General features: G+C 65.5%; 16 protein-coding genes. 2 read left to right on the plus strand and 14 right to left on the minus strand.

Annotated features, from left to right (window positions below):
- Nucleotides 1-28: 28 nt before the first annotated feature.
- The 12 genes from GTP41_RS19780 to GTP41_RS19835 form a co-directional block, all read right to left on the minus strand.
- On the minus strand, nucleotides 29-961 hold the full coding sequence (locus GTP41_RS19780; RefSeq protein WP_161027306.1) for a class I SAM-dependent methyltransferase: 933 nt from the start codon (nucleotides 959-961) through the stop codon (nucleotides 29-31).
- A complete protein-coding gene (iscX, locus tag GTP41_RS19785; RefSeq protein ID WP_161027393.1) occupies nucleotides 948-1,142 on the minus strand; it encodes a Fe-S cluster assembly protein IscX in 195 nt (64 codons plus the stop codon). Before iscX ends, GTP41_RS19780 begins: the two co-directional genes overlap by 14 nt.
- Before the next feature lie 17 nt (nucleotides 1,143-1,159).
- Nucleotides 1,160-1,501 (minus strand): ISC system 2Fe-2S type ferredoxin, encoded by a 342-nt coding sequence (gene fdx / locus GTP41_RS19790; protein ID WP_161027307.1) that lies wholly within the window; start codon nucleotides 1,499-1,501, stop codon nucleotides 1,160-1,162.
- Nucleotides 1,502-1,518: 17 nt separating this feature from the next.
- The gene (gene hscA, locus GTP41_RS19795; RefSeq protein WP_161027308.1) at nucleotides 1,519-3,399 is read right to left on the minus strand and encodes a Fe-S protein assembly chaperone HscA; all 1,881 of its coding nucleotides are present in this window, start codon (nucleotides 3,397-3,399) and stop codon (nucleotides 1,519-1,521) included.
- 22 nt (nucleotides 3,400-3,421) lie between these two features.
- A complete protein-coding gene (hscB, locus tag GTP41_RS19800; RefSeq protein ID WP_161027309.1) occupies nucleotides 3,422-3,937 on the minus strand; it encodes a Fe-S protein assembly co-chaperone HscB in 516 nt (171 codons plus the stop codon).
- A gap of 4 nt (nucleotides 3,938-3,941) precedes the next feature.
- Nucleotides 3,942-4,265, minus strand: a complete 324-nt coding sequence (iscA, locus tag GTP41_RS19805; protein ID WP_161027310.1) for an iron-sulfur cluster assembly protein IscA — start codon at nucleotides 4,263-4,265, stop codon at nucleotides 3,942-3,944.
- An 11-nt stretch (nucleotides 4,266-4,276) separates the two neighbouring features.
- Nucleotides 4,277-4,660 (minus strand): Fe-S cluster assembly scaffold IscU, encoded by a 384-nt coding sequence (iscU, locus tag GTP41_RS19810; protein ID WP_028104361.1) that lies wholly within the window; start codon nucleotides 4,658-4,660, stop codon nucleotides 4,277-4,279.
- A gap of 25 nt (nucleotides 4,661-4,685) precedes the next feature.
- A complete protein-coding gene (locus GTP41_RS19815; protein WP_161027311.1) occupies nucleotides 4,686-5,951 on the minus strand; it encodes an IscS subfamily cysteine desulfurase in 1,266 nt (421 codons plus the stop codon).
- A gap of 19 nt (nucleotides 5,952-5,970) precedes the next feature.
- Nucleotides 5,971-6,453: a Fe-S cluster assembly transcriptional regulator IscR gene (iscR, locus tag GTP41_RS19820; RefSeq protein ID WP_028104363.1), complete on the minus strand. Its 483-nt coding sequence runs from the start codon at nucleotides 6,451-6,453 to the stop codon at nucleotides 5,971-5,973.
- 114 nt (nucleotides 6,454-6,567) lie between these two features.
- Entirely contained in the window at nucleotides 6,568-7,332 is a 765-nt protein-coding gene (locus GTP41_RS19825; RefSeq protein WP_161027394.1) for a uracil-DNA glycosylase family protein, read from the minus strand.
- Between the two features lie 71 nt (nucleotides 7,333-7,403).
- Nucleotides 7,404-8,744 carry a hypothetical protein gene (locus GTP41_RS19830; protein ID WP_161027312.1) on the minus strand — a complete coding sequence of 447 codons (1,341 nt, stop codon included), beginning with the start codon at nucleotides 8,742-8,744 and terminating at the stop codon, nucleotides 7,404-7,406.
- A 34-nt stretch (nucleotides 8,745-8,778) separates the two neighbouring features.
- A complete protein-coding gene (locus GTP41_RS19835) occupies nucleotides 8,779-9,183 on the minus strand; it encodes a hypothetical protein (RefSeq protein ID WP_161027395.1) in 405 nt (134 codons plus the stop codon).
- Nucleotides 9,184-9,300: 117 nt separating this feature from the next.
- Here GTP41_RS19835 and GTP41_RS19840 point away from each other — a divergent pair, with 117 nt between their 5' ends.
- Both GTP41_RS19840 and GTP41_RS19845 read left to right on the plus strand, forming a co-directional pair.
- Nucleotides 9,301-12,990, plus strand: a complete 3,690-nt coding sequence (locus GTP41_RS19840; protein WP_161027313.1) for an ATP-binding protein — start codon at nucleotides 9,301-9,303, stop codon at nucleotides 12,988-12,990.
- 74 nt (nucleotides 12,991-13,064) lie between these two features.
- Entirely contained in the window at nucleotides 13,065-14,738 is a 1,674-nt protein-coding gene (locus tag GTP41_RS19845) for a GGDEF domain-containing protein (RefSeq protein ID WP_161027314.1), read from the plus strand.
- Between the two features lie 24 nt (nucleotides 14,739-14,762).
- On the opposite strand, the gene maiA is transcribed toward GTP41_RS19845, so the two are convergent.
- The gene (gene maiA, locus GTP41_RS19850) at nucleotides 14,763-15,407 is read right to left on the minus strand and encodes a maleylacetoacetate isomerase (RefSeq protein WP_161027315.1); all 645 of its coding nucleotides are present in this window, start codon (nucleotides 15,405-15,407) and stop codon (nucleotides 14,763-14,765) included.
- Nucleotides 15,404-16,426, minus strand: coding sequence for a fumarylacetoacetate hydrolase family protein (locus tag GTP41_RS19855; RefSeq protein WP_161027316.1), 1,023 nt, complete (start codon nucleotides 16,424-16,426; stop codon nucleotides 15,404-15,406). Before GTP41_RS19855 ends, maiA begins: the two co-directional genes overlap by 4 nt.
- Nucleotides 16,427-16,428 lie beyond the last annotated feature (2 nt).

Here is a 16,428-nt window from a genome sequence, read left to right on the forward strand (position 1 = left end):
GCGCTGGCGGCGGCCGGATAGGCCGTGCTCACGGCGCCACCTCGGCATCGGCCGACGCGGCGCCGGCGGTGGCGCCGCCGGTGTAGAAGCGTTCACCCATTTCGTCGAGGCCGATGGTGCTCAGGACTTCCTTCAGGCGTTCGGCGGGCTTGCGGCGCGGCAGGTTCTTGTAGGTGGCGACAATGAGCTCATTCTTCATGGAGTGCTCCCAGCCAACCAGCTCGGTGACGGTGACCTGGTAGCCGTGCGACTCCAGCTGCAGGCAGCGCAGCACATTGGTGATCTGGCTGCCGAACTCGCGGGTGTGGATCGGGTGGCGCCACAATTCGGTCAGCACGTTTTTGCCCAGCGCCGAGCCCTTGTTCTTGCGCAGCACGGACGCGACTTCGGCCTGGCAGCACGGCACCAGCACAATGTGCTTGGCCTTCTTCTTCAGCGCGAAGTCGATGGCGTCGTCGGTCGCGGTATTGCAGGCGTGCAGCGCGGTGACGATGTCGATCTGCTCCGGCAGCTTGTCGGAGGTGGTCGATTCGGCCACCGACAGCGGCAGGAAGCTCATGCCCGGGAAGGCGAACTTGCGCGCCAGTTCTTCCGAGCGCGCCACCAGCTCTTCGCGCGTTTCAATGCCGTAGATATGCGAGTCGTCGCCCAGCGCCTTGAAAAACAGGTCGTAGATGATGAAACCGAGGTAGGACTTGCCTGCGCCGTGGTCCACCAGCGATACCGCGCCCTTGGCCGAACGTACATCGTTCAACAGCGGCTCGATGAACTGGTACAGGTGGTAGACCTGTTTCAGCTTGCGGCGCGAATCCTGGTTCAGCTTGCCGTCGCGGGTCAGGATATGCAGCTCCTGCAGCAGCGCGACCGACTGGCCGGGCTTGACTTCAGGGATGTCGGTGACGGTGGTCGGCAGCGCTGCCGGCGCGGCCTTGGCGCCGCCGGCGGGCTTATTGCGCTTCATCGATCCACGCCTGCTGGATCGCTTCCAGCACTTTCTCGCCGCCACGCTTATGGTCGTCGTCAAAATCTTCCAGGTCGACGATCCAGTTATGCAGGTCCGTGAAACGGATGCCCGCCGGATCGATATCCGGATACTTGTCGTACAGCGCCTCGGCAATCGCCGTGACATCGGTCCATTTCAGCATGGTGCACCCTCGGCTCAATGGCCGCCTTCGCTGGCGTGGTTGATGGTGTACTTCGGAATCTCGATGACCAGGTCCGCGTCCGCCACGATGGACTGGCAGGACAGGCGCGAGCACGCCTCCAGGCCCCAGGCCTTGTCCAGCAGGTCTTCTTCGGTTTCGGTCGCCTCGTTCATCGAGTCGAAACCTTCACGCACCAGCACGTGGCAAGTGGTGCAGGCGCAGGATTTCTCGCATGCGTGTTCGATATGGATATCGTTCTCCAGCAGGACGTCGCACACGGACTTCCCTGCTTCGGTTTCGATCACGGCGCCTTCGGGGCACAGCTTGGCATGCGGCAGGATGACGATTTGTGGCACTTCTATTCCTCGGTCAATTAAACAACCTGGTCCAGCGTCTTGCCGGCCAGTGCGCTGCGCACGCTGCGGTCCATGCGGCGCGATGCGAATTCTTCGGTGCCCTGGGCCAGGGCTTCGTATGCGGCTTTCACCGCGTAGTGGTCGGCTTCGCCGCTGCCGGATTTGACCAGCACGTCCATGGTCGCCTGCATCAGCGCCTGGATGGTCGCGCGCTCCTCGTCCGCCAGCAGCGCGGCGTCTTCATCCAGCGCGGCCTGGGTCGCCAGCATGATGCGCTCGGCTTCCACCTGCTCCTCGCGCAGGGCGCGCGCCTTCATGTCCGCTTCCGCCTCGGTGTGCGATTCGGACAGCATGCGCGCCACGTCGTCGTCGGCCAGTCCGTAGGACGGCTTGACGGTGATCGAGGCTTCCACGTTCGAGCGCAGTTCGCGCGCCGACACCGACAACAGGCCGTCCGCGTCCACCTGGTAGGTGATGCGGATGCGCGCCGCGCCGGCCGCCATCGGCGGGATGCCGCGCAGTTCAAAGCGCGCCAGCGAACGGCAATCGCTCACCAGTTCGCGCTCGCCCTGCAGCACGTGCACCGCCAGCGCGGTCTGGCCATCCTTGAAGGTGGTGAACTCCTGGGCGCGGGCGCAGGGGATGGTGGAGTTGCGCGGGATGATCTTCTCGACCAGGCCGCCCATGGTTTCAATCCCCAGCGACAGCGGGATCACGTCCAGCAGCAGCCACTCGTCGCCCGCGGCGCGGTTACCGGCCAGCAGGTTGGCCTGGATGGCGGCGCCCAGCGCCACCACTTTGTCCGGGTCGATATTGGCGTGCGGGATGGTGTGGAAGTACTCGCCCACCGCGCGCTGCACATGCGGCATGCGGGTGGCGCCGCCCACCATCACCACGCCGTCGATATCGTCGGCGTCGATGTTGGCGTCGCGCAGGGCCTTCTTCACCGCGTTCATGGTCTTGCCGACCAGGTGCTTGGTGATCTCGGCGAAAATTTCAGGGGTGATGCGCTGGTGGACTTCCTCGCCCGAGCGCAGCACGGCGTCGATCGTCACTTCGGCCTTGGTGGACAGCAGTTCCTTCGCTTCGCGCGCCTTCACCATCAGGGTGGCGGTGTCCTCGTCGGACAGGGGCGCCAGCTTTTCCTGCTCGTGCACCCAGCAGAACAGGCGGTGGTCGAAATCGTCGCCGCCCAGCGCGGAGTCGCCGCCGGTGGCCAGCACTTCGAACACGCCTTTGGACAGCTTGAGGATCGAGATATCGAAAGTGCCGCCGCCCAGGTCGTAGACGGCAAAGATGCCTTCCGAGCCGTTATCCAGGCCGTAGGCGATGGCCGCCGCAGTCGGCTCGGACAGCAGGCGCAGCACGTTGATGCCGGCCAGCTGCGCGGCGTCCTTGGTGGCCTGGCGCTGCGCTTCGTCAAAGTAGGCCGGCACGGTGATGACGGCGCCGACCAGGTCGTCGCCCAATGCATCTTCCGCGCGCTGGCGCAGGGTGGCCAGGATTTGCGCCGAGACTTCCACCGGCGACTTCACGCCGGCCACGGTCTTCAGCTGCACCATGCCGGGCGCATCGACGAAATCGTACGGCAGGTTCTCGGCGTAGGCGATGTCCTTCAGGCCGCGCCCCATGAAGCGCTTGACCGACACGATGGTGTTTTTCGGATCGGTGGTCTGGTGGGCTTGCGCCTTGAAGCCGATATTGGCATGGCCGTTCGGCAGGTAACGCACCACGGAAGGCAGCAGCGCATGGCCCTCCTCGTCGTTCAGCACTTCTGGAATGCTGCTACGCACGGTCGCAACCAGCGAATTGGTGGTGCCGAGGTCGATGCCCACCGCCAGGCGATGCTGGTGCGGGGCGGTCGACATGCCCGGTTCGGAAATCTGCAAAAGAGCCATGGTGAAACCTGTATTTGTTCTTTTACGCCTCGATGGCGTCGTAAGCGAAGCGCACTTCTTCGCCAAATTTTTCGATGAACATCAGCGCGCGCACGCCTTGCGCGGCGGCGTGGAAGTCACCGGTATTGCATTGCTGCTCAATCTGCGCCAGTTCGGCCTTGCGCGCGGCGCGCAGCTGGCCGTCCAGCTTGTCGAGCAGTTCGCTGTCCTTGTTGGCGCGCGCCTCGGCCAGCTCTTCGCGCCACTCCATCTGCTGCATCAGGAATTCCATCGGCATGGCCGTATTGGATTCCACCTTGAGGTCGACGCCATTCAGCTCGCACAGGTATTGCGCGCGCTTTTGCGGATTCTTCAGGGTCTGGTAGGCCTCGTTGGAACGGGTCGACCATTGCATGGCGACGCGCTTTTCCGCGTCGGTGGCGTTGACGAACTTGTCGGGATGGACGCGGCTCTGGACTTCACGGTAGGCGGCGTCGAGCGACGCCGCGTCGACCGCGAACTGCTGGGGAAGCTGGAAAAGGTCGAAATGGTTCTGCACGATATCAAATACGGAAGCTTTCGCCGCAGCCGCAAGCATCCTTCTCGTTCGGGTTGTTGAACTTGAAGCCTTCGTTCAGGCCTTCGCGCGCGAAGTCCAGTTCGGTGCCGTCGATATACGGCAGGCTTTTCGGGTCAACAAAGACCTTCACGCCGTGCGATTCGAACACCGAATCCTCGGGCGTGACTTCGTCCACATACTCCAGCTTGTAGGCCAGACCGGAGCAGCCGGTCGTGCGCACGCCAAAACGCAGGCCAATGCCCTTGCCGCGCCGCTCGATGTAGCGGTTGATATGCTTGGCTGCTTTTTCGGTCAGGGTGACTGCCATAACGTCCTCGCTTATGCGCCGTGCTTGGCCTTGTAGTCGTTCACAGCTGCCTTGATGGCGTCTTCCGCCAGGATCGAGCAGTGGATCTTCACCGGCGGCAGGGCCAGCTCTTCCGCGATCTGGGTGTTCTTGATGGCCAGCGCTTCATCCAGCGACTTGCCCTTCACCCATTCGGTGACCAGCGAGCTGGAAGCGATGGCCGAACCGCAGCCGTAGGTCTTGAATTTCGCGTCTTCGATCTTGCCGTCCGCGCCGACCTTGATCTGCAGCTTCATCACGTCGCCGCAAGCTGGCGCGCCGACCATGCCGGTGCCGACGGTCTCGTCGCCTTTTTCAAAGGAACCGACGTTGCGCGGGTTTTCGTAGTGGTCGAGGACTTTTTCCGAGTATGCCATTTTGATGCTCCTTGATTCTGTAAATTTAGTGCGCTGCCCACTGGATGGTGGAAATATCCACGCCATCCTTGTACATATCCCACAGCGGCGACAGTTCGCGCAGCTTGCCCACTTTGGACTTCAGCAGTTCGACGGCGAAGTCGACGTCCTGCTCGGTGGTGAAGCGGCCGATGGTGAAACGGATCGAGCTGTGCGCCAGTTCGTCGCTGCGGCCCAGGGCGCGCAGCACGTAGGACGGCTCCAGCGAGGCCGAGGTGCAGGCCGAACCGGACGACACGGCCAGGTCCTTCACGGCCATGATCAGCGACTCGCCTTCCACGTAGTTGAAGCTCACGTTCAGGTTGTGCGGCACGCGGTGGTCCATGTCGCCGTTGATGTAGGTTTCTTCGATTTCCTGCAGGCCCTTGGCCAGGCGGTCGCGCAGGGCGCGGATGCGCGCGATCTCGGACTCCATCTCCACTTTCGCCAGGCGGAACGCTTCGCCCATCGCCACGATCTGGTGGGTCGGCAGGGTACCGGAGCGCAGGCCGCGCTCATGGCCGCCGCCGTGCATTTGCGCTTCGATGCGCACGCGCGGTTTGCGGCACACGTACAGGGCGCCCACGCCTTTCGGGCCGTAGGTCTTGTGCGCGGTGAAGGTCATCAGGTCGACCTTCAGGTCTTGCAGGTCGATCGCCACCTTGCCGGTCGCTTGCGCGGCGTCGCAGTGGAAGATGATGCCTTTCTTGCGGCAGAAGGCGGCGATTTCCTTGATCGGCTGGATCACGCCGATTTCGTTGTTGACCATCATGACCGAGATCAGGATGGTGTCCGGACGCACCGCCGCTTCCAGCTGCTCGATGGTGATCAGGCCATTGTCCTGGGTGTCCAGGTAGGTGGCGTCGAAGCCCTGGCGTTCCAGCTCACGCACGGTGTCCAGCACGGATTTGTGCTCGGTCTTGACCGTGATGATGTGCTTGCCCTTCGACTTGTAGAAGTTGGCCGCGCCTTTCAGGGCGAGGTTGTTCGATTCGGTGGCGCCGGAGGTCCAGATGATTTCGCGCGAGTCGGCGTTGACCAGGGCGGCCACGTGGCCGCGCGCTTCTTCCACCGCTGCTTCCGCCGTCCAGCCATACATATGGCTACGGGAGGCGGGGTTGCCGAATTGTTCGCGCAGGTAAGGGATCATCTTGTCCGCAACGCGTGGATCGATCGGCGTGGTGGCCGAGTAGTCCATATAGATCGGGAAATGCGGCGCGGTCTTGAATTCTACCGGTGCTACCTGGGCGATGTTCTTGTCGGGGGCGTTCATCTAAATTACTCCAATTCGGTTAACCGAGGGCTGCTTGGTTACTGTTGCGGTGCACATGCACCGGCTGCTCTGCGGCGGCTTTGGCTTTCTGCTGGTCGACCAGGTCCTGCAACGACACGGAATCCAGGTAATCGACCATTTTCTCATTCAGCGTGGCCCACAACTCGTGGGTCATGCAGCGGGTGCCATTCGCATGGTCTGCCCCGTGGCAATTTTCCTTGCCGCCACACTGGGTTGCATCGAGCGGTTCGTCAACAGCAATAATGATGTCGGCGACAGTCACCTTGTCGGCCTTGCGCGCCAGGCTGTAGCCGCCGCCGGGACCGCGGATCGACTCCACGATTTCATGGCGGCGCAGCTTGCCGAACAATTGTTCGAGATACGACAGGGAAATGGACTGGCGCTGGCTGATCCCGGACAGCGTGACCGGACCCTTGCCCTGGCGCATAGCCAGGTCAATCATCGCGGTAACGGCAAAACGGCCTTTGGTGGTCAGACGCATCACAACCTCGGTTCAACTCAGTTAAAATATCGCTCTGTCTCGCCGGGAATACCCGGATTACTTGAACGATTTAGTCAAGTATACCAGACTTGTGCAGACCTTGCCCGGGGCGCCTCAGCGCCGCAGCAGCGCCATCGGTCGGAAAAGCGCCTGCATTTCCTTATTGCCAATAAAACTCACGTTATACGGGTGCTCGGCCACAATCTGCGGCAGCGCCTGCACGCTCGCCAGCTTGTTGAGGTCGGCGGCAATCTTCCCCCAAAGAATCAATTTCGGCTGGTGCGCGGCCAGGGCCTGCATCACCGTGTCGAAGAAGGGGCGCCAGGCTTTGGCGTCTTTCACCGGCGCCACGTGGGCGCGGAATACCAGCGAGGCGTTGAGCAGCAGGAAGCCGTTGGCGTGCAGCTTGTCCTGGATGTGGCCCAGGGTCTCGGCACAGTCGGCGGCGGTGCGCGCACGCTGGGCGGCGGCGGCCAGGGCCGGGCCGGTGCTGCCCTCCTCGTCCAGCAAGCCGTCGGCCACCAGCAGCATTTTCATGAAATTGCGCAGCGAGGTGGCCTTGTTGACCGGCTTGGACAGGGCGCCGCCGGCCGCGTCCGACCACAGGCTGCCGACCGCGCCGTCCATGAAGCAGACCCCGGTCGCGCTTTCCGCGCGTGGGTAGGGGCCCTCGCCCACCAGTACATATTTCACCTGGTCCAGCGGTTGCGCGAAGGCGGCAAACAAACGGCCCTGCGTCGGCAGGAACTGGTCCGCCGCCAGCGCCGGCAGGTAGGCCGGATCGGCCGCATCCATGTTTTCCAGCCCGCGCAGCAGGATCTCGTGCCAGGAAGCGTGGGCCAGGCTGACGGCGCTCAGGATAGGCTCGGCAATGGTCATGGCAGGGAAATCGGACGCGAAAAAGGGAGGATTGTAGCGCAATCACCGCCTCCCTGTCCGCTGCCGGCGACTCAGGTTTCGGACTTTTCCAGGCGCGCGTTGGCGGCGCGCAGTTTGCGGAACATGAGCGTCACGCCGAGCAGGCCGAGCAAGGCCAGCGCGGCGGCAACCGACCAGGCGCGCTGCAGCTTGCTCTGGTTCTGCGATTCCTTCAGGTTTTCCTCCTCGCGCCGCAGGAGCTCCTCTTTCTCGTGGCTCTCCTTCTGCTGCTGCACCTTGGCGGCGCTGGCGGCGGCCGCCTTGCGGGTGGCGCGGGCATAGACTTTCAGCGCAAACTCCTTCTGGCCCACGTAATCGAGCGCGCGCGCGTATTCGAACAACGCTTCGGCGTCGATGAATTCCTCGTTGGAGGCTTCGATGGCCGCCCGTCCCTCTTCCAGCTGGCCCAGGTAGATCAGGGCGATGCCTTCATTGAACTGCGAAATCTCGACCGACATGGTGTCGTCGATGGCGCGCGCCGCCACCTTCGATTCCCGGCTCAGGCGCAGGGCTTCGCGGTAATCCTGGGTCCGCAAGCTGAGGTCGGCAAGGGTCACCTGCAGATCCGGCACCAGCTCCTCCATACGCCGTTTCTGCAGCGACTGCACGACATCGGTCAGCGCCTCGCGCGCCCGGGCCAGCTGGCCCGCATCGTCGGCGATCTGGTATTCGGCCAGGCGGGCGCGCGTCACCGGCCCGTCGAACGGGATGGCGACGGCCTTGGCCTTCAGCTCGTCGATCGCCTTGAGCGCCTCGGAGCCGCGCCCGGCCAGCCCGCTCAGGGCATAGGCCCGGGCGCGCAAGGCGGTGAACTGCAGCAGCGCCTGCCCTGACCCATTGGCCAGCACCACCGCCCGGTCGATATATTCCAGCCCTTTGCGGCCATTGCCGCGCCGGATCTCGTCCTGGCCGGCGGTGATGGTGGTCTTGACCAGGATCGCCGGGTCGCTGGTTTTGCCGGCCAGCTCGTAGGCCAGCGCCACGTTCTTGCTCACCTCGCCCATGTCGTCCATCGAGGATTGCACATATACCCGGTCCACCAGGCTGCTGGCGACAATGGCGTCGTCGCCCAGCGCGCGCCCGATGCGTTCTTCCTCGGCGGCGGCGGCCAGCGCCAGCTTGCTGTCCACTTCGCGGGCGGCATTGCTCACCAGCGAATAGTAGCGGGCCTGTTCGCCTGCCGGCCACTTGTCCACTTGCGGTTTCAGCTTTTGCAGCTCGGCGAGGGTTGCTTTCGGCGCCAGATAGGAGTGTTCGCGCAACTGGCCAAGCCGGCTGCGCAGGGTGGAAACATCTTGCGCCTGGGCCGCCAGATGACACAGCCCGGCGGCCAGGATGGACGCGCTAAACCAGCGCGTAAGGTTGCGGCACATGCACGACCCTAGCTCAATCAGAAGGAAAAGTATTTTACTGCCCAGCAAACAAATCGTGGGCATTCAGGATGGCAAAGGCGATTTCCGGGTGGCGATCCAGGCATTTTCGTATCGCGGCGGGTACAGACTGGCGCGTTTTGCGGCACAGGCCGGGCCGTTGCGACAGCTCGATCTGGAACCCGCGCACGGTGCGCACCTCGTTCGGGCCGGGCGCGATGCGGATTTGCACCCCCAGCTGCTCTTCCAGGCGCTGCCCCACCCGCATCAGCTCCGGGTAGCTGGCAATGGTCTCGATGCGTTCCAGCAGGCGCTTCTCCTCCTCCTTCGTCAGGCGCAGGATACGCAGGTCGGCATGCGGGTCCTCCAGCAGCGCCTCGCGCTGGCAGTCGCAGGCGCCCGGCGGGCACTCCTTCCGGAGCGGAATCAGCGGCGTTGTCATCATTCCAGTATCCGTGCCTTGCCGGGCGCTGTCAAACGCGCCCGGCGGCGGGGCTTGTGTGCGCCCCGCAAGTTTCGTACAGTGCAGAATTGCTAAAAATTCCAGATTGAGAAACACGTGACGACCAGTTCAACCGGATGGCAGTTCCTCGCCTCCCCAGGCACCCTGGGCCAGCAAATTGCGCTCTTTGACTGGTCGGCGACGCCGCTCGGGCCGCTGGACGCCTGGCCCCAGAGCCTGCGCACCACGGTCAACCTGATGCTGAACTCCAGCCACCCGATCTGGATCGGCTGGGGCCCGCAGGCCACCTTCCTCTATAACGACGCCTATATCGACGTGCTTGGCGCCGCCAAGCATCCGTGGGCCCTGGGCCGCCCGGCGCAGGAAGTCTGGTCCGAGATCTGGCATTACTGCGGCCCGCTGGCCGACAAGGTGTTCCAGCACGCCCAGCCAAGCTATGTGGACGCGGTGCAGCTCTTTATGAACCGCGGCGACTGGGTGGAAGAAGTCTGGTACTCGTTCTCGTACAGCCCGATTTTCAACGAAGCGGGCGCCGTCGGCGGCCTGTTCTGCCCCTCCACCGACACCACGGCCACGCGCCTGAACGCGCGGCGCCTGGCCGCGCTCTCGGCCCTGTCGGCGTCCGCCCTGCGCGAGCAGGATGTGGCCAGCGCCTGCGCCACCGCCATGCATACCATTACCGAGAACCCGGACGATATTCCGTTCGCGCTGCTGTTCAAGCGCGCCGGCGACGGCGTGCGCCTGCAGCAGACTGCGCACGTGGCGGAAGCGGCCTGCGACATGGCGCTGTGGCCGGTGCAGGAAGTGCTGGCCAGCGGCGCCGCGCGGGTCGTGCCCACCGCCGCCCTGCCCGGCTTGCCGCTTGGCCTGGCCGGGCAGCCGGTGCGCGAAGCGCTGGCCCTGCCCGTGACCGACGGCGTGCTGGTGCTGGGCATCAGCCCGGCGCGCCGGCTCGACACCGAGTACCGCACGTTCTGCGAACTGGTGGCCGGCCAGGTCACGGCGGCGGTGCAGAACGCCGGCGCCGCCGCCGAGCAGCGCCAGCGCGCCGAAGCGCTGGCTGAACTGGACCGCGCCAAGACCGCCTTCTTCAGCAACGTCAGCCACGAATTCCGCACCCCTCTGACCTTGCTGCTCGGCCCCATCGAGGAAGCGCTGCAGGATGCCGTGCACCGCCTGCCGTCCGCCCACCACGAGCGCCTGCAACTGGCGCGCCGCAACGCCCTGCGCCTGCAGAAACTGGTCAACACCCTGCTCGATTTCTCGCGCGTGCAGGCCGGCCGCATGCAGGCCAGCTTTGCCGAAGTGGACCTGGAGGCGCTCACGCGCGACCTGGCCAGCGGTTTCCGCTCGGTCATCGAGGGCGCCGGGCTGCGCCTGAACGTCGCCTGCGGGCCGCTGTCCAGCCATGCCTGGGTCGACGTGGCGCTGTTCGAGAAGATCGTCCTCAACCTGCTGTCGAACGCCTTCAAATTCACTTTTGAGGGCGGCATCAGCGTCACGCTGCACCAGCAGGGCCAGCACGCCGTGCTGGCGGTGAGCGACACCGGCGTCGGCATCGCGCCCAACCAGCAGCAGCACATCTTCGAGCGCTTCCACCGCATCGAAGGCGCGCGCTCGCGCACGCACGAAGGCTCGGGCATCGGCCTGGCGCTGGTGCGCGACCTGGTGGAGCTGCTGCACGGCAGCATCGCCCTGCACAGCACGCCCGACGTCGGCAGCACCTTCACCATCACCCTGCCGCTGGGCCGCGCCCACCTGCGCGACGAGCAGTTGACCAGCGCGCCGGGCGGCGGCCTGGGCCACGCGCGCGACGCCTTCCTGATGGAGGCGCAGCGCTGGCTGCCGGAGGCGGACGAGGAGGATGGCTTCCTCGACCTGGCCGACGACGACAGCGTGCTGACTGTGGGCGCCCACGTGCTGGTGGTGGACGACAACACCGACATGCGCGACTACCTGGCGCGCCTGCTGCGCCTGCGCTGGCATGTCAGCACCGCCGCCAACGGGCGCGAGGCCTTGCGCCTGATGGAGGGCGCGCTGCCCGACCTGGTGGTGTCGGATGTCATGATGCCGGAGCTGGACGGCTTTGGCCTGATCGCCGCCATGCGCACCAGCCACGCCCTGCACGACATACCGATCCTGGTGCTGTCGGCGCGCGCCGGCGAGGAGGCCCGCATCGAGGGCGTGAACGCCGGCGCCGACGATTACCTGGTCAAGCCCTTCTCCGCGCGCGAACTGGTGACGCGGGTCGACTCGCAGCTGATGCGCGCGCGCATCCGCCAGACCGAACGCGCCCACATGGCGCGCATGGCCGACACCTTCCAGCAGGCGCCGGCGGCCATCGCCATCGTGCGCGGGCGCCAGCTGCATTTCGAGCTGGCCAATGAGCGCTTCGTGGAGCTGAGCGGCCACCGCGACCTGGTGGGCTGGCCGCTGCGCAGCGCCTTCCCTGAGCTGGAGGGCCAGGGCATGACGGAGGAACTGGAACAGGCCCTGGCCAGCGGCGCGCCGGTGATCGGCAAGGCGCGCCTGGTCATGCTCAAGCGCGAAGGCGAGCTGCAGGAATGCTATTTCGATTACGTACACCAGCCGGTGCGCAATGCGCGCGGCGAGGTGGAGCGCATTGTGATCGTCGCCTTTGAAGTGACGGAGCTGGTGCGCGCGCGGCGCGACGCCGAACTGGCTAACCGCACCAAGGACGACTTCCTGGCGATGGTGGGCCACGAGCTGCGCAACCCGCTCTCGCCGATCCTGATCGCGCTCGAGCTGATGCGCCTGAAGGGCCTGGGCAGCCTGGCGCGCGAGCATGCGGCGATCGAGCGCCAGGCGCATCACCTGGTGCGCCTGGTGGACGACCTGCTGGACGTGGCGCGCATCGCCCAGGGCAAGATCGCCCTGCGCCTCGAGCGCGTGGAGCTTTCCAGGCTGCTGGCGCAGGCGCTGGAGACGGTCAGCGGCCTGCTGGAAGAACGCCAGCAAAGCCTGGCGCTGGCGGTGCCGGACAGCGGCCTGGCCCTGAACGCCGACCCGATGCGCTTTGTGCAGGTGCTGGTCAACTTGCTGACCAACGCCGCCAAGTATTCCAACCCGGGCGGCCACATCTCCGTGCGCGCCTGGGCCGAGCAAGGGCGCGCCGTGCTGGCGGTGCGCGATACCGGCATCGGCATCGCCGAGGACATGCTGCCCCAGCTGTTCGACAAATTCGTGCAGGCGCCGCAATCGCTGGACCGCTCGCGCGGCGGCCTGGGCCTGGGCCTGTCGATCGCGCGCAGCCTGGTGGAGCTGCACGGCGGCCAGATTTCCGCCTTCAGCGACGGCACCGGCAGCGGCAGCGAGTTCGTGGTGCGCGTGCCGCTGGCCGACGAGCATGCCCGTTTGTCCATGGCGCCGTGCCCGGACGCCGGGCCCGAAGCGCCCGCCACGACGTCGCCGATGCGGGTGCTGCTGGTGGACGACAACCAGGACGTGCTGCAAGGCTTGCGCGCCCTGCTCGAGGTGCGCGGGCACGAGGTGCAGGCCGTGGCCGACCCGGCCAGCGCGCTGCGCACCTGCGCCAGCTTCGTCCCCGACCTGGCCATCCTCGACATCGGCCTGCCCGGCATGGACGGCTATGAGCTGGCCGGCGAGCTGCGGCGCCAGCCGGGCTTTGACAACACGCGCCTGGTGGCCTTGTCCGGCTACGGCCAGCAAGCGGACCAGGCCCGCTCGCGTGCCGCCGGCTTTGCCGCCCACCTGGTCAAACCGATTACGCCGGCGCAGCTGTATTCCCTGCTGGCGAAGCACTAGTTTGTTGCAAATTTTCCACTTATGTTGCTGATAGGGAAATAAAATCCGCACGGGCGTGCTACACTTTGCAGCCCATGCTGAACCACGCCCATCGCCGACTGTTGCTGCGCCTGGCGGCTGCCTGCTGGCTCGCCAGCGCGGCGGCCCACGCGGTCGCCGATGACCGGCGCGTGCTGGTGCTGTACTCGCTGGGCGCCGACTCCTCCTCGGCCTGGCAAAGGCTGGTCCACAAAGGCATGTACGAAGAACTGGGCCGCAGCAGCCAGGGCGCCACGCCGGCCATTTTCGAGGAACGCTTCGACGCCAACCGGGTCGGCGAGGACAAGGCGGTCGAGGGCATGGCGCCCTACCTGGCAACCAAATACGCCGACGTAAAATTCGACGCCATCGTCACCGAGAACTTCGTCGCCTCCCGCTTCCTGGCCAGCCACCCCGAACTGTTCCCGGGCGTGCCGCGCCACTACGTCAACCACGGCCGCGACCAATGGCAGCCGCGCGACGGCGTGGCCTACGAAGTCACTTCCGATTTCCAGCGGGCGCTCGGCGTGATCCCCATGGTGGCGCCGCATGTGCGGCATGTGGCGGTGATCGGCGACAGCACCGCGCGCGGCCAGCTCTGGCTTGATCGCCTGCGCAGCGCCACCGCGCACTTCCCGCAAATCCGCTTCGAGATTTGGGACGGCGGCAGCATCGGCGAACTGCGCGCACGCGCCGCAAGGCTGGACGGCAATAGCGCCGTCTTCATGCTGGCATCGCTACGCAACGAAGGGTCAGCCCGGGTCCAGCCGCGCGACCTGGCGCTGCAAATCGCCGGCGCGACCCGCGCGCCGATTTTCACCCACTCCGAATCGCTGGTCATGCCCGGCGTGGCGGGCGGCTATGTGGTGAGCGGCGAAGCCGTGGGGCGCATGATGGCGCGCCTGCTGCTCGGCCAGCCCGCGATGGACAGCCAGGTGCAGGGCTATTACTTCGACTACCCGACCGCGCGCCGCGCCGGGCTGCGGAATATCCCGCACGATGCGGTCATGCTGAACCGGCCGCACAATGTGTGGGAGCTGTACCGCTGGCAGATCGTGTCGGTGATCGGGTTGGTGGTCTTTGAGGGCGTGCTGATCACGGCCCTGGTGCTGTCGCTGCGCTCGCGCCGGCGCACCATGAAGGAGTTGGCGTCGGAACGCAACAACCTGGAGGACCGCATCCTGCAGCGCACGCTGGAGCTGCTGCAGGCCAACCGCAAGCTGGAGGAGCTGGCCACCACCGACCCGCTGACCGGCATTGCCAACCGGCGCAAGATGACGGAGCAGATCGCGCAGGAACTGGAGCGCGCGCGCCGCTTCCACCATCCGCTGTCGCTGCTGATGGTGGATATCGATCATTTCAAACGCATCAACGACACCTACGGCCATGAAGTCGGCGACCAGGCGATTATCCATACCGCCACCCTGCTGACGGCGCATTTGCGCGCGGTGGACGCGGTGGCGCGTTTCGGCGGGGAGGAGTTCGTGCTGCTGATGCCGGAAACCCCGATCGCCGTGGCGGCCCATGCGGCGGAGCGCTTGCGCGAGAAGGCAGCGCAACTGCGCATGCTCGCGGAAGACGGGTCGGAAGTGGCGCTCACCATCAGCATTGGCGTGTCGGCGGCCGATCCGACTGGCGCGCCGGATACGCCGTCATCGCTGCTGGTGCGGGCGGACAAGGCCCTTTACCGCGCCAAGAAGGAAGGGCGTAATCGGGTAGTGCAGTTTTGAACCGGGAAACCGGCCAATACCGCCTTACTCGAAATCCGGCTGGGCGGAAGGATGCGCAGCCTTGAAAGCCGGCAGCTCTGCGCAATTCTCCGCAATGCGGGCTACATTCGGATACGGCGCCAGATCGATCTCAAAGCGGTGCGCATTGAACACCTGCGGCACCAGACAGCAATCCGCAATGGTCGGCGTATCGCCATAGCTGAACCGTCCCATATCGCCATCGCGCTCCAGATGCGCCTCCAGCGTGGCCATGCCCTCGCGCATCCAATGGCGATACCACTCCATCTTCTGCTCCTCGGACAGCCCCAGCGGCCCCTTCAGGTACTTCAGCACGCGCAAATTGGTGATCGGGTGCGTATCGCTGGCAATGGTCTGCGCCAGCGCGCGCACGCGCGCGCGGCCCACTGCATCCTGCGGCAGCAAGGGCACCAGCGGATGCACCTCCTCCAGGTACTCGATGATAGCCAGCGACTGCGTCAGTACAATACCGTTGTCCTCCAGCGTCGGCACCAGCCCGGCCGGGTTCACGGCGCGGTAGGCCGGCGCCAGTTGCTCGCCGCCGTCGCGCAGCAAGTGCACCGGCAGCGCGTCGTACGCCAGGCCTTTCAGGTTGAGCGCAATGCGGACGCGGTAGGCGGCCGAACTGCGGAAGTAGGTATAGAGCTTCATGCCCGTTCCTCGTAATTGCGCACCGTCTGGTCGATGGCGCCGAAGATGGTCTTACCCTGCGCGTCGTGCATTTCAATGCGCACGTTGTCGCCGAACTGCAGGAAACCGGTCTGCGGCTTGCCGCTCTCAATGGTCTCGTACATGCGCACTTCGGCCAGGCAGCAGTAGCCCACGCCGCCATTGGCGATGCTGGAGCCGTGCAGGTTGCCCTGCTTGTTCGACACGGTGCCGGAGCCGATGATGGTGCCGGCGCACAGCTCGCGCGTCTTGGCGGCGTGCGCCACCAATTGCGCGAAGCTGAAGGTCATGTCTTCGCCGGCGTTCGGCTTGCCGAACGGCTGGCGGTTGATCTGCACCAGCAACGGCAGGTGCAGCTTGTTGTCCTGCCAGTCCTTGCCCAGTTCATCCGGGGTCACGGCCACCGGCGAGAAGGCGCTGGCCGGTTTCGAGTTGAAGAAGCCGAAACCTTTCGCCAGCTCGTTCGGGATCAGGTTGCGCAGCGACACGTCGTTCACCAGCATCACCAGGCGGATCGCGTTGCCAGCTTCCTCATCGCTGGCGCCCATCTTCACGTCGCCGGTGATGACGGCGACTTCCGCTTCCAGGTCGATGCCCCAGGCTTCGTCCAGCGCGTAGATGGCGTCGCGCGGGCCGACGAAGCTGTCCGAGCCGCCCTGGTACATCAGCGGGTCGGTGTAGAAAGAGGCCGGCACTTCGGCGTTGCGCGCCTTGCGCACCAGCTCCACGTGGTTGATGTAGGCGGAACCGTCGGCCCACTGGTAGGCGCGCGGCAGCGGCGAATGCGCCTGGTTTTCGTCGAAGGGCTGAGCGCCGGAAGCGCTGCCCTGGTTCAGCAGGGCGTAAATCTGCTTCAGCTGCGGCGCGGCGCTGTCCCAGTTGTCCAGGGCGTCCTGCATGGTGGCGGCGATGGTCGGCACCGGCTGGCAGGATTTCAGGTCGCGGCTGACGACGACCAGGCGGCCGTCGCGGCTACCGTCTTTGAGGGAGGCGAGTTTCATGT

Origin of the sequence: Pseudoduganella guangdongensis, from assembly GCF_009857475.1 — a bacterium.
In the GTDB taxonomy this organism is placed as follows: domain Bacteria; phylum Pseudomonadota; class Gammaproteobacteria; order Burkholderiales; family Burkholderiaceae_D; genus Rugamonas; species Rugamonas guangdongensis.

Coding starts and splice junctions, on each gene's coding strand:
- GTP41_RS19780 (WP_161027306.1), bottom strand. CDS start 961: ATGAAGCGCAATAAGCCCGCCGGCGGCGCCAAGGCCGCGCCGGCAGCG.
- hscA (WP_161027308.1), bottom strand. CDS start 3,399: ATGGCTCTTTTGCAGATTTCCGAACCGGGCATGTCGACCGCCCCGCAC.
- iscA (WP_161027310.1), bottom strand. CDS start 4,265: ATGGCAGTCACCCTGACCGAAAAAGCAGCCAAGCATATCAACCGCTAC.
- iscU (WP_028104361.1), bottom strand. CDS start 4,660: ATGGCATACTCGGAAAAAGTCCTCGACCACTACGAAAACCCGCGCAAC.
- GTP41_RS19815 (WP_161027311.1), bottom strand. CDS start 5,951: ATGAACGCCCCCGACAAGAACATCGCCCAGGTAGCACCGGTAGAATTC.
- iscR (WP_028104363.1), bottom strand. CDS start 6,453: ATGCGTCTGACCACCAAAGGCCGTTTTGCCGTTACCGCGATGATTGAC.
- GTP41_RS19825 (WP_161027394.1), bottom strand. CDS start 7,332: ATGACCATTGCCGAGCCTATCCTGAGCGCCGTCAGCCTGGCCCACGCT.
- GTP41_RS19830 (WP_161027312.1), bottom strand. CDS start 8,744: ATGTGCCGCAACCTTACGCGCTGGTTTAGCGCGTCCATCCTGGCCGCC.
- GTP41_RS19835 (WP_161027395.1), bottom strand. CDS start 9,183: ATGACAACGCCGCTGATTCCGCTCCGGAAGGAGTGCCCGCCGGGCGCC.
- GTP41_RS19845 (WP_161027314.1), top strand. CDS start 13,065: ATGCTGAACCACGCCCATCGCCGACTGTTGCTGCGCCTGGCGGCTGCC.
- maiA (WP_161027315.1), bottom strand. CDS start 15,407: ATGAAGCTCTATACCTACTTCCGCAGTTCGGCCGCCTACCGCGTCCGC.
- GTP41_RS19855 (WP_161027316.1), bottom strand. CDS start 16,426: ATGAAACTCGCCTCCCTCAAAGACGGTAGCCGCGACGGCCGCCTGGTC.